The following is a 12,635-nucleotide window of genomic DNA, read 5'->3' as shown; positions in this document are numbered from 1 at the left end:
ACTCAGTAATCACCCGCGAACAGAATTTCGGGCGCTGCCTTGCGGCGCCTTTTCACATTGGGATCGCGTCGTCAGCCTCGGCCGTCCCGCGAACGTTAAACGAGGATATCAACATGTCGCGCGTCTGCGAATTGACCGGCAAGGGCCCGATGACCGGGAACAATGTCAGCCACGCCAACAACAAGACCCGTCGCCGGTTCCTGCCGAATCTGAACGACGTCACCCTGACTTCGGAAAAGACCGGTCGCAGCTATTCCCTGCGGATTTCCGCATCGGCTCTGCGCACCGTCGATCACCGTGGCGGTCTGGATGAGTTTCTGGCGAAATCCAAGGATGCGGATCTGTCGCCGCGTGCGCTGAAGATCAAGAAAGAAATCGCCAAATCCAGCGACACGGCTGCCAATCTGGAAGCCTGATTTTTCTGTCCTGCGTGAATTTTCGGGACGCCCCGCCGGTTCTCTCCGGTGGGGCGTTTTGCCATGAACGAGACATTTTGTTCACTGGTGCGGGATGCGGGGTCGCGCTAGGAGAGGCGGCATGAACGTCTTTCGTCTGACCCTGATCGTTCTGCTGATGCTGACCTCGCAAAGCCTCGCGGCGGCGCGTGGGCAAACGCGGATCGCCGGGCAGCATGTGCTGTGCAGCGGTGGTGCCCTGACGACAATCTATGTCGATTATCAGGGCAAGCCCGTGCAGCGTCTTCTAATTTGCCCGGATATGGCGCTTGCGCTGATGGCAGGCGTTGCCTCGCCTCCGGTCATTATTCAGCGCGAGATTCGCAGCTTTCTGCTGTCATACACCTTCCTACACCCGGACGAAGCGGAATCGCATCTTCCTTCGGCGCAGGCGCGTAGCCCTCCATCCTGTCTAGACCCGGATTTTCGTCATATGATCAAACCTCAGGTAGAGACATGAACACCAATATCTTCGCAGCCGCCGTCCTTGCGGCGCTTCCCGTCGCCTCGCCAGTTCTTGCTGCCGATGCCCCGGCAATCGAGATCCACGATGCGTTCGCCCGCAGCTCAAACCAGAAGACCGGCGCTGCCTTCATGATGATCGGCAATACCGGCGATACCGCCTGTACGCTGAGCGCGGTTTCGACACCGGCAGCTGAAAAGGCCGAATTCCATACGAATATTCAGCACGATAACGGCATGATGCAGATGGTTCCGATCGAGGGTGGCATAGAGATTCCTGCCGGGGAAGAGCACGCTCTGGCTCGCGGCGGGGATCATGTGATGATGATGGGACTGACCGGCCCGATGGAAAACGGCGATGAGATTACGCTGTCCCTCGATTTCGGTGACTGCGGCACTGTCGAGACCGTCGTCCCGGTGGATAATGACCGCACCGTGCCCGGGATGGAGGACCACGCAGGGAGTCATTAAGCCTGTGGACGGGGCCGTCGCGGTCCCGTCAGCTCCGCACCGGGCTTACGCAGATGTGATGCTGTGACACGCATGTGAACGCAACTGTGGTACGCTATGCGCGTTCTGTTCCGGCGGATGGATCGGGATCTATGAATTACGCTGATTTTTCCTTGATTCGCTTCGGTATGGGGCGAAAGCCGGGCGTTCAGGGGCCGGCAGATCCGGATAATCTTCTGGAAGCTCTGCGTTCTGATCTGATGTTGACGCGCTATCCGCTTTTTACAACCGAAAGCGCAGGCGCCATTTTCAGGGAATATCAACTGGGTCGCCGCGACGAGCGTCAAGGTGAGGAAAGTGGCAGGCAGCGACGCATTAATGCTCAGTTGGCGTTTGAGAATGCGATGACAAATTCCTTGGCGCAGCGTTTCGCACGGGCTCTGGATGATGAAACGGGCTTCGCAGACAGACTGGCGCAGTTCTGGTCCAGCCATTTCAGCATTCGACGTGGCGGGTCGCGATCCTCAATCCTGATGGCATCGTTCCTCGATACGGCAATTCGCGGCAATCAGACGACGACATTCCGCCAGCTGCTGAAAGCGGCGACGCTGCACCCTGCGATGCTGATCTATCTCGATCAGAGCTCATCGATAGGGCCGCGTTCGCAGGTGGGTCGCCGTCAGCCGGGCAGGGGGTTAAACGAGAATCACGCTCGCGAGCTGCTTGAGCTTCATACGCTTGGTGTCACCTCGGATTATTCGCAGAACGATATCAGGCAACTGGCCGAGTTGATGACCGGCCTGCAGCTTACCCCTCAGAGCCTGACAGAGTTCAACACCAAGAAAGTTGAGCCGGGTGCGGAAACCGTACTCGGTATCGAGTATGGTGGAGGGCGCCCGCCGAGACTCGCCGAATTCGAGGCTTTTCTGGACGATCTTGCCGTTCATCGGGATACTGCGGCGCATATCTCGCGCAAGCTGGCGATTCACTTCTGTGCCGATGATCCACCGGATCAACTGATAAGCGACCTGACCGGGACGTTTCTCCGTACGGATGGAGATCTGATGTCCGTCTATCAGCAGCTTGTCGGGCATGATCTGGCCAAGCAGACCTTCGGGCAGAAGGTCCGGCAGCCGCAGGATCTGGTCACCGCAGGGCTGCGGGTTCTGGGAGCGTCCGGCGCAACCGTCATGGGATGGTCTCGGCGTGAGCTGAACAGGGCTGTGTTGGCGCCGCTGAAAGGCATGGGTCAAAGCTGGGAAGGTGCATTGCAGCCTGAGGGCTGGCCGGAACGGGAAGGTGTCTGGCTGACGCCGCAATTCCTGGCCGCCCGTATCGGATGGGCCATGCGACAGCCCACGCGCCTTGTGAAACCGCTGCCTGACCCGCGCGATCTGGTCAGGACGGCCTTCGGATCGGCGCTTGACGACGAGCTGGCCCTCGCGGCGTCCCGGGCGGAATCTGCCGCCGATGGGGTCGGCGTCATCCTAGCCTCGCCGCAATTCAACCGGAGATGAGCAGATGCACCTGAGCCGACGCGACTTCCTGACTGCCTCTATGGCTGCCGCCTGCTCGGCTGCGGCATTGCCGGGTTTTACGCGGATGAGTTTTGCCTCTGCGCCTGGCGATAAGCGTTTCGTTGCGATCATCCTGCGTGGGGCGATGGATGGGCTGGACGCGGTTCAGCCCTATGGCGACCCGTTCCTGCGTAAATTGCGCCGCAATCTTTCTCTTGGACCCGAGGCAGGCGCACTGGATCTGGACGGCTTCTTTGCGCTGCATCCTGCTCTGGCACCTCTGATGCCGATGTGGACCGCTGGTGAACTGGCCTTCGCGCATGCGGTTTCCACACCCTATCGCGACAAACGCAGCCATTTCGACGGGCAGGATATCCTTGAGGCCGGAACTGAGACATCGCCCGGCCCGTCAAGCCCTGACGGTGGCTGGCTGAACCGGCTATTGCCGCTGCTACCCGAATCGCGGTTGGATACGGCCTATGCCGTCGGCACGGATGAGCTGTCGATCATGCGCGGCGATGCAGCCTATTCAAGTTGGGCACCCGAGGCGCGGCTGAATATGTCGGCGCAGGCGCAGGATCTTTTGCAGTCGCTTTATGAAAGCGATCCGCCCTTTCAAAGCGCTGCCGAGACGGCGATCCAGATCAGTCTTGCGGATAAAGGTAACCAGACTGCTGAAGGCGGCAAACAATCCGCCGCCGAGGCGCTTGCAAGCTTCACCGCATCCCGGCTGAATAATGACACTAGGATTGCGGCGTTTTCCCTGACCGGATGGGATACGCATCACCGGCAGGACAGGATTATCACCCGTCCTCTGGACCAGCTTGCCACTGCACTGAACGTGCTGAAACGGGATCTGGGTAAGAACTGGCAGAATACGGTGGTAATGGCGATGACCGAGTTCGGGCGTACCGTTCGTGAAAACGGGACCGGCGGGACCGATCACGGCACTGGTGGTCTGTCGGTTCTGGCAGGGGGTGCGGTGCGCGGCAAGGTGATGCATGATGCCTGGCCGGGGCTGGATGACAGCGATCTGTATGCGGGCCGCGATCTGATGCCGGTGGCCGATGTGCGCAGCTATGCGGGCGCGGTGCTGGCGGGGCTGTTCGGATTGCCGCCTTCCGCCGTGGAGGGCCGGATTTTTCCCGGCGTGGATATGACGCAGGCCCGCAAGGTTTTGCTGTAAGGGGCGCGGTTCAGCCCTGCGCAGGCTGTGCGATCAACCGGTTCGCCAGATCGTAAAGCTCCAGATCCATCGCATTTGCCGCCAGCAGCTTTGTGCGCAGCGTATCGCTCAGACCCGCTAATTCAGCTTCGACGCGCTCTGCGACCGGCTGATCTGTCGGCTGAGTGACATTGTGACGCGTCTGCTCGGGGATTGTCAGCGTCAGCCCATATGCGGCCGCGACAGGGGCGAAGCGGCGGATATCGGCCTCGAAATGCTCGGTCCGGCCCAACAGATCGACCGCAGCCAGATTCCGCCGCGCCGTCGCCAGATCATATTCCATGCAGTCCTTCCGCCGCGCCACCAGAGGATTGCGTCCATAGGCTGCCGAAAGCTGCCGCGTCTGGCCGTTCGAGATATGCGGTAATTCGCTGCGGGCCGCGAAACATGCCTCGATAAACCCCGCGAAATCATGGTTCTTCGCCAGAAGCGATGTCGACGTGCCATCCTGCTCATTGCGTTTGAACCGATAGATCGATCCGATGCGCAGAACGGGATGACGCAGGAACAGCACCGCCAGTACGTGATAATCAAGCGATGTCGGTTGCGGCAGCACTGTCTGATGAGACGAGAAGGCTTTCGCTGTGACACGCCGCCGGATGATCCTGTCAAGCTGATCCTGATCTATGGTGAAGAAGGGAAAAGGGCCGTCAAACCTCTCATGCGCGGGGCCGAAGCTTGCATCCAGCATATTCTCGAACGAGGTCCCGGCGTTTTTATAGATATGATAATGGACGATAACCGTTCTCATGACATGCCCGGCAGATTGCTTTCCGGGCGCGTCTCACGATAGCGGTGCGGCCTCCACTTTCCCCATTTCGCCTCAAATATTCTGCGGTTTTTATCGAAAAGCGCATGGCGTTCGGCGGCTGGAAGCGCACCGAAACTGGCCGAGAGTTCATGATGAACGAACGCATCCTCGGCCAGAGCCATTTTCAGACCCGCCGCGCGGAAGCTTGCGCAATGGTCGTCATCCTCGAACATGCCGCGACCGTAATCGGTCGGCAGATCCCCGATCCGGTCCAGATCGGCCTTGCGGAACATCGCGCAGAAATAGGCGCAGACCGGAATTTCAGTCCATATGCCACGATACGCCGTCACAAGCTGACGCGCCGCTTTCTCCATTCCGGCGATATTGGCATAGGCGGTCTCGATCCGCGCTTCATTGCCGATATTATTGGTCAATGGCCCGACAATGCCGATATCGGGGTTGCGCGACAGATGCGAAACCATCGCGTGAAGCGCCCCTGAAGCGACATAGGTATCATTGTTCAGCAGCAGCACATATTCGCCCCTTGCGGCCCTGATGCCGATATTATTGCCGCGTGCGAAGCCAAGGTTTTCGCCGTTCTCGATCAGTCTGACCGACGGATGCCGCGCCGCGTCGCGCAATCTCTCAAGTTCGTCCGGGGCCGAGCCGTTATCGACGATCAGGATTTCCATCGCGGGATAGGCGGCTCCGCGTCCGATCAGAGAGTGCAGGCAGTTCAGCGTCAGTTCGGCAGGCCCATGCGCCAGAATGATGACCGAAAGAAGCGGCGCTCTCTCCATCTCTGCAAGCATGGTGGTTGCGCGGAAGGACCAGTCATTGCGTCGGGCATAATCCTGCAACGCTGCCTTCCGGTGAGGATCGCCCGCGCGTTTCACTGCCGCGCGGATAGCGGCGGCAAAGCCTGTCGCATCATGCGCGATCGTTACCAGATTTCCGGCGCGTTCAAGCTCTGGCAAGGCGGTGGCGATGGTCGGCTTTCCGATGGCCGAGTATTCATAGAACTTAACCGGATCGCAGGCTTTTATGATCGGCAGCAGCCGGAAGGGAATGATCAGCACATCCATTGCCTGAAGGAAGCCCGGCACATCGGCATAGGGAATTTCGCCATACATGCTGATATTGCCGATCCGGTCCAGCCGGGCGGGGTCCTGCGCGGTGACCGATCCGCAGAGATGGATGTCGAAATCCGGGTTCTCCCGCGCCATAGTCTCGACAAGATCGGTGTCGAACCATTCAGCGATGGCACCGACATATCCGATTCTCACCACCCCTGACCTGCCGGATGTAAACCGGTCTGAAGCTGTCGCCGGACTATCGAGGAAATGGGCGATATCGGTCCCGTTCCGGACAAGCGCCACATTGCGCTGAGGCGCGTATTTGTCGTGCAGATATTGCGATGAGACGATCATCCGGTCGGCATGCGCGACCATGCTTGCTTCGGCGTCCAGAACGCTCTGATCCGTATTCGCGAAGCCAGAGATTTCGTCCATGCAGTCAAAGGTGATCTGGAATTGCGGCGAAAGATGCCGGGCAAAATTCCACCAATAGGGGTGCTCGACCACGATATGCGCGTATCTGCTGGTCACTGCCTGATCCGCGAAATCGTGGAAATGCCCCAGCCATGCGCGGACAGCGTTTTGCGGCACTGTGCCGGAATAAGGCTGGGTGCCGCGCATCCCGCGAGAGGAAAGGCGGACGACATACAGATCCGGCTCGATCATACGCAGCGTGCCGGGTCCTGATGCGGGGGTCATCTCGATATAGAAGACACGATGCCCCATCCGCGCCATCTGGGCCGCCAGATGCTGAGGGCGCTGCGTCCTGAAATCCCAGTCGATAATGGACATGACGAAAATATCCGGCTTCTCCGTCCTCCCGGCCTTGATCTCGCCAAACCCGAGCTTCCGGGACGGCGCGGATGGTATCTGCGCATAAGCAAGCCGCGTCGGGATACCTCCGGGATAGGGCAGGCGTCGCTTGATCATGTCGAATGCTGGCCGCGGCAATATCCTGCGCAGAATGCGGCCGCCTTTTCGGTGCAGGCGGCGATAGACCGGCTTCAGGATGGTGTGACGTTCCTGTTCAAGGCATAGCGTCAGCTCTTCGATGAGGTTCTGACTTGCCTGCTCCTGCTCCAGAGACTGACGGAGCTGCTGTTCGGTCTCTGCGATCTGTCCGGAAAGCTCGGCGCGGGTGTCCTCGAACTGAGCGACGGTATCGTTCAGCCGCGCGACGGTGTCATCAAGCTGTGCCGTGGTCTCACTCAGCCGGGCTGCGGTTTCGCTCAGCCGGGCTTCGGTTTCGCGTGCCTGTGCCGCAACCTGATCGCGAAGCAGCACGGCCTCGTCGCGTTGCTGTTCCGTGGCGGTGACGTGCTGCTGAAGCGCGTCCACCACCCGGTGCCGTTCCTGAACCGTTTCCTGTAACTGGACTTGCAGAGACGCGTTATCTCTGGCGGCGCTGTTAATGCGTTCTTGCAGGCGGTTTTTCTGGTCGGAAAGATCGGTGATCTGCACCCGAAGCATATGCTGACGATCTTTCGCCACAGCCTCGACCTCGCGGGCGGTTGCAGAGCATTTCCCGAATTCGGATTGCAGCGCATCCATGTCCTGCCGGTCTGGCATCGTTCCGTTTCGCGCGTGTTGGGCAAGCAGGCTGAACAGATCCTCTGCCAGAACCGCGATGTTATCCGTGGGTGCACCAGTCGGGGTACTGTCATACAGGGCAGTCCTGTCGAAACTCGCCGTCACCTGCCGGGCGGCATCATCGGGCAGGTCCATGCCCACGATGCTGGCAATGTGCGACAGCGTCGGTTCGGGATTGTCGATCCAGTCCGGGAACAGGACAAGACCGCGCGGCATCCCTTCGGTCACTTCCAAAGCTGAAAGAGTATATGCGATCCAGCAGAGATGCCCCATATCCGCTCCCATCCCGTTGCGGCGGGCAAGGGATGCGGCGGTGCTTCGTGGATGGCGCAGCGCGATCAGCGCCGCAGTCGGTCCCTGAGCCTCCAGCACAGGCCGCCACAAGGGCAGCAGAAGGCTGAGACGAGGGTCCTTGATGACGATACGCTCGGCATCTCCGAAGCTTTCCGAAAGGGCGGCAGCCATTTGCGATTCTTCAACCTCGGCAGAAACCGGACCGATATGCGGCCACCACATCCCCTTCCGGGACAAGGCATCATCGTTCAGCGCGACAACCGTCCGGGGCTCGAAATGCCCATGCGGATTATCGGGCGAGGGGCCAGAGCGATCCTGCGGCAGCGTATAACCCAGAGCCTGCATGGACGAGGCCAGAAACGAGGTGCCGCTGCGATGCATTCCCAGAATGACCAGCAGGCTTTCTCTCGATTTCATGCGCGTACTCCGGGCATTGTCAGTCATGTGGGGCCTTATTAGCGGGCTCTTGCCTTGCCTTGCCTTGCCTTGCCCGCGGGCGATGCGGCGCTAGGTCCAGACGGGCTGTTCATGGGAATCGTAAGCGGCAACATCGTCATAATTCTCGATAATGTCGCGAAGCGATGTCGGGGCGAGCTTTCGCAGATCCGAGGAGAATTCGCGTGCTGGCGGAAGGCCAAGCCTGTTGAGGATGCCGGGGAAATCGCGTTGCAGCGTTTCATAGCTAAGCTGGACGGAATCCGGAAATATCCGGTCAATCGTCGTGGCATAGTTTGTCTGTGTCTCGATGAACGAACTCAGCTTGCCGGGCTCTATGTGCAGCTTGCGCCCGGGGGCGCGGTTTTCCTGTGTCTCTGGCACGGTACTGTGGCTGACCCCGTGCTTCGCCATGCGCAGGCGTGACAGGTACGCTGCAAGATGATTCCGCCGCCGCAGATGAAACACCGTCATGCCCCGTGACCGGACGAGGCATTCAAGACGATCCGCCAGACCTGTCAGGAGCAGATCCTCATAGATGATCTTGAAGCCGGTGATTTCGTCCGGCGACGTCAGCACATATTGATCCAGAAAATTCAGTGTATCGGCGTCGCGCAGCGGCAGAAGTTCTTCGATCCGGCTTCGCGTATAGGCTGGCTGACCCGGGCGCGGCAGAAGCTTGCCGATCCATTTCCGGCTCAGCACCTCACCGTGGCATGTGATTTCGGGCTGCGCGTTCAGGCTTTCCCTGAGAAAGCTCGACCCCGAGCGGGCCTGCGCGATGATCACGAAATGCCCAGGGCGGCATTTGTAAGCTTTGAGTCCGTCGGGATGCATGAGCATGCGGCCTCTCCAGATATTGCCTAAGTGCTATTTACATCTTTAAGTTGTATTATACAATATAGTACATTTAGTGGATGTGTCAGGCGCTATCATGCAAGACGATCTTCAGTCATCGGAACTGGCCCGGCCCGGTTTCGTCCGCCTCATCGACCCTTCCGCAATGTGCAAGCGGGGCAGACGATGCGGCTGACGCAGTTCTGGGATAAACCGACGCCCCCCGCCGAGGTCGCGGCGCTGATCGGCACATGGCGCGACGATCCGCATTTCCGGCATGAGCTTTTCAACCACGAGACTGCTCGCGACTATATTGCGACACATCTCGGATCGGATATCCGCGATGCGTTCGACAAATGCCGTCTGCCAGCGATGCAGGCGGATCTGTTCCGCTATTGCAGCCTCTATGTCGGAGGCGGGCTGTATATCGACGCCGATATCGCCAATCAGAAAAACGCACATGATTTCTTCGCCGCAGAATCATGGAGCGGGCATGCCATGCGCCATTTCCGGAAAGCCGGACAGCGTGAGGGGGCGGGCGTTCTGATGTACCGGACATCGCGCAAGGATGGTGTCAGATCGCAGAAAATCACCAATGATGTCATGCTGGCTGCGGGTCTCGGATGCAGGCTGTTCGAGGCGGCGATCAGATGCGCAAGCGAGAATATCGCCGGTGAGACCTCGCAGAATGTCTGGCTGGTGACCGGGCCTGGCGTGCTGAACGGGCTTTACCGGAATGAAGCGACGCGGGGGCTGTTTCAGCCCTATCATCAGGTCTCGATTATTCAGGTGAAGCGCCATCTCGGCTTCTTCTGGGACCTCGATTACAAGAAAGGAGAGGATGACTGGCGTCACAGCATCCGCTCGGGATCGGGGGCATCCATCTTCGCCGGAACGGATAAGGATGGCGCGTCGTGATGCAGCCGGCCCGCGCCGATCAGCGCAATGTTCCTGCGGCGCTGCCGGGCAGGGTCCTGCCGCGCTATTCGACCATACGCACGGTGATCGCATTATGCCTGCGTGAGGTGACGACATCCAACGGCGATATGGCCGGAGGCTATTTATGGTCGATTATCTCGCCGGTGATTTTCATCTCGGGACTGGCGATAATCTTTTCGGCCGGGTTTCGCGCCCCGCCTCTGGGAGAAAACTTCGCGATTTTCTATGCGACCGGAATGCTGCCCTTCACGATGTTCAGACAGGTTTGCGCCAGGCTGGAACACGCGATCCGGTCTTCGCGCAACCTGCTGAACTTCCCGCGCGTGACCCTGTTCGATGTGCTGTTGTCCAAGCTGATCATGTCGGTGCTGACGCAGGCGGCGGTGTCCGTCGTGGTTCTTGGCTTAATCCTGCAATTCTACGAAACCAATACGAGGTTTTTCGCGGTCGAGGTGCTGAAATCCTTCGCGGTTGCGGCTGCGCTTGGATGCGGTGTCGGGCTGGCGAATTGTGCGATACGGGCGAAATTCCCGCTATGGGATTTCATCTGGTCGTTCCTGTCGCGCCCGCTTCTGCTGGTATCCGGGATTATCATTCTGGTTGAGAGCCTTCCGCGTCCATATGGCGAATGGTTGCTGTGGAATCCTTTGGTCCATATTACCGGGCGGATGCGAGAGGCGTTTTATGTCGATTATATCGGCAGCTACGCCGATCTCTGGTATCCGATGCAGATCGCTCTGGTTCTGACCTTCGCGGGGCTGGCGGGGATACGTCTGTTTGCGCGGGAGTTGCTGGATCAATGATGGCAAGCGCGTCGGCAGGCACGATTCCTGAACTTCGCCCGATGGTCCTGCGGATGCGTCATCGCGTGGTGATCGCGGGGTTTATTCTGATTGTATGCCTGCCGGTGATCTGTGCGGCGGTGATGTCATGGCGCTTTGCGGGAACGCTTCAGAAGGTAAGCATATCGCTTACGCTTCAGGAGCAGGCGCTTGGTGCGTTCGGCGATCTCGATACAGGCAGTGCGTTGAAGGCTGCCTTCAGCGGTGCGCGTGCCGAAGAGGCCTCCATTATCCGGCAGCTTGTCCAGAGCGAAGATTTTTACCGATCCGTCCGTGATCGCGTGGATCTGGCCCGGATCTGGCCCCGTAGCCGTATCGTTCCGTTTCTGCCGCTGCGCTATGAGACCGCGCCGGTCGAGAAAGGTTTCGAGTTCTGGCGCAAGATGGTCCGGGTGCATGTCGGGTCGCGCGACGGCATTATCCGCCTGTCTGTCACGGGGTTCCGGCAGGAAGATGCGGCGATGCTTCTTTCCGCGATCCGTGACGAGGGTGAGCAGCGTCTGAATGTCGCGCGAGCCGTGATCCTGTCCGAGGCGCTGCGAAATGCGCAACAGCGTGTCAGGGTTTTGAGGGCGCAATATGTGAAGGACAGCGACCGCCTGCGGAATTTCAGGCTACAAAGCGCGACGATCGACCCGATGCTGCTTGCGCGTCTGAATGCGCGGTTCGACAACGCCCTGCGATCCATGCTTGCGACCGAGGAGATCCGCCTTGCCGGGTCGCCTCTTGCCCGGGCGTCTCAGTCCGCGCCGATGCGGGGCGAGGACCGCCTCTCGGCGATCACCGCCCAGATTGAGGACGCCGCCGAAGGCAGCGGGCGCATCATCGCGCCCTCAGACCTCGCATTGCTGATCGCGGCATATCAACCTGTGCTGACACGTGCCGAAATGTCGGGCATGTCCCTGCGGATCGCCGAATTATCGCTGCTCGGTCTTGCCCGTCAGTATGAATCGAACAGGGTTTTCCTGACCAGTGTGACGGGCGGCGCGGCGATTTCGGTCGAAAGCTTTCCACGGTTTCTGCCGACTGTGCTGATCGTTTCCGTATCCTGCATTGTTCTGTGGGCGATGCTACTGATCGCCTTTTATGCCATTCGGGACCGGAGATGATCGTCCTCGAAAACCTCACCAAGATTTTCTATTCGCGCCATCTGCGCAATGTCGTCTTCCATGAGCTGAACGCGGTTTTCCCGGGCAGGACCTCGGTTGCCTTGATGGGGCGCAACGGTGCCGGAAAATCGACCCTGCTCAGGCTGATTTCCGGTGCATTGCTGCCCAATTCGGGCCGGGTGCTGAGCGACGGGCATATATCCTTTCCCATCGGGTTGGCGGATTCCATGCATCCTCATATGAGCGGTGCCCAGAATACCCGCTTCATCGCGCGGATCTATGATGCGGATACCGATGCGCTGAAGGGTTTTGTCGAGGATTTTGCGGAGCTCGGCGACAAATTCTATCTGCCCGTGCGGACATATTCCTCGGGGATGCGTGCGCGGCTGATGTTCGGCATCAATATGGGGCTGAAATTCGATACCTATCTGATTGATGAGGTCTCTGCCGTGGGCGATGCGAATTTCAAGGAAAAGAGCGAATATCTGTTCCGGCAGCGCATGAAGGATTCGGGCGCAATCTTCATCAGCCACTCGATGCCGCTGGTGCGTCGCCTGTGCAGTGCCGGGGCGGTGCTGGAAAATGGCCGGATCACCTATTACGAGGATCTGGAAGAGGCGATCCGGGTGCATCAGAAAAATCAATCCGTCTGA

At 59.3% G+C, this 12,635-nt stretch carries 12 protein-coding genes; 9 read left to right on the top strand and 3 right to left on the bottom strand.

Going from position 1 to position 12,635, the window contains the following annotated elements:
- The first annotated feature begins 113 nt into the window (after positions 1-113).
- From rpmB to PAE61_RS12845, 5 genes are all read left to right on the top strand, one after another.
- Positions 114-416: a 50S ribosomal protein L28 gene (gene rpmB, locus PAE61_RS12865; protein ID WP_271112776.1), complete on the top strand. Its 303-nt coding sequence runs from the start codon at positions 114-116 to the stop codon at positions 414-416.
- 121 nt (positions 417-537) lie between these two features.
- Positions 538-915 (top strand): hypothetical protein, encoded by a 378-nt coding sequence (locus tag PAE61_RS12860; RefSeq protein WP_271112775.1) that lies wholly within the window; start codon positions 538-540, stop codon positions 913-915.
- Positions 912-1,388: a copper chaperone PCu(A)C gene (locus tag PAE61_RS12855; RefSeq protein ID WP_271112774.1), complete on the top strand. Its 477-nt coding sequence runs from the start codon at positions 912-914 to the stop codon at positions 1,386-1,388. Before PAE61_RS12860 ends, PAE61_RS12855 begins: the two co-directional genes overlap by 4 nt.
- A 131-nt stretch (positions 1,389-1,519) precedes the next feature.
- Complete coding sequence (locus PAE61_RS12850; protein ID WP_353620359.1) at positions 1,520-2,884, top strand: DUF1800 domain-containing protein; 1,365 nt, start codon at positions 1,520-1,522, stop codon at positions 2,882-2,884.
- A gap of 4 nt (positions 2,885-2,888) precedes the next feature.
- Entirely contained in the window at positions 2,889-4,070 is a 1,182-nt protein-coding gene (locus PAE61_RS12845; RefSeq protein ID WP_271112773.1) for a DUF1501 domain-containing protein, read from the top strand.
- 10 nt (positions 4,071-4,080) lie between these two features.
- Here the strand turns inward: PAE61_RS12845 and PAE61_RS12840 are convergent, their stop codons facing one another.
- The 3 genes from PAE61_RS12840 to PAE61_RS12830 all read right to left on the bottom strand — a co-directional run bounded on the left by PAE61_RS12840 (position 4,081) and on the right by PAE61_RS12830 (position 9,098).
- Positions 4,081-4,860 (bottom strand): sulfotransferase family 2 domain-containing protein, encoded by a 780-nt coding sequence (locus PAE61_RS12840; protein ID WP_271112772.1) that lies wholly within the window; start codon positions 4,858-4,860, stop codon positions 4,081-4,083.
- Positions 4,857-8,237 carry a glycosyltransferase gene (locus tag PAE61_RS12835; protein ID WP_271112771.1) on the bottom strand — a complete coding sequence of 1,127 codons (3,381 nt, stop codon included), beginning with the start codon at positions 8,235-8,237 and terminating at the stop codon, positions 4,857-4,859. Before PAE61_RS12835 ends, PAE61_RS12840 begins: the two co-directional genes overlap by 4 nt.
- Before the next feature lie 90 nt (positions 8,238-8,327).
- Positions 8,328-9,098 (bottom strand): hypothetical protein, encoded by a 771-nt coding sequence (locus PAE61_RS12830; RefSeq protein WP_271112770.1) that lies wholly within the window; start codon positions 9,096-9,098, stop codon positions 8,328-8,330.
- A gap of 180 nt (positions 9,099-9,278) precedes the next feature.
- On the opposite strand from PAE61_RS12830, the gene PAE61_RS12825 reads away from it, so the two are divergent.
- Genes PAE61_RS12825 through PAE61_RS12810 form a run of 4 tightly spaced genes read left to right on the top strand, consistent with a single transcriptional unit; the run spans position 9,279 to position 12,635 of the window.
- Complete coding sequence (locus PAE61_RS12825) at positions 9,279-10,010, top strand: glycosyltransferase family 32 protein (protein WP_271112769.1); 732 nt, start codon at positions 9,279-9,281, stop codon at positions 10,008-10,010.
- On the top strand, positions 10,010-10,834 hold the full coding sequence (locus PAE61_RS12820; protein WP_271115155.1) for an ABC transporter permease: 825 nt from the start codon (positions 10,010-10,012) through the stop codon (positions 10,832-10,834). Before PAE61_RS12825 ends, PAE61_RS12820 begins: the two co-directional genes overlap by 1 nt.
- Complete coding sequence (locus tag PAE61_RS12815; protein WP_271112768.1) at positions 10,831-11,982, top strand: hypothetical protein; 1,152 nt, start codon at positions 10,831-10,833, stop codon at positions 11,980-11,982. Before PAE61_RS12820 ends, PAE61_RS12815 begins: the two co-directional genes overlap by 4 nt.
- Entirely contained in the window at positions 11,979-12,635 is a 657-nt protein-coding gene (locus PAE61_RS12810; RefSeq protein WP_271112767.1) for an ABC transporter ATP-binding protein, read from the top strand. Before PAE61_RS12815 ends, PAE61_RS12810 begins: the two co-directional genes overlap by 4 nt.

It is taken from the genome of Paracoccus aerodenitrificans, assembly GCF_027913215.1.
Taxonomy (GTDB): Bacteria; Pseudomonadota; Alphaproteobacteria; order Rhodobacterales; family Rhodobacteraceae; genus Paracoccus; species Paracoccus aerodenitrificans.
The sequence above is the reverse complement of the archived record's forward strand: the minus strand, read 5'-3'. Positions and strand labels throughout refer to the sequence as shown.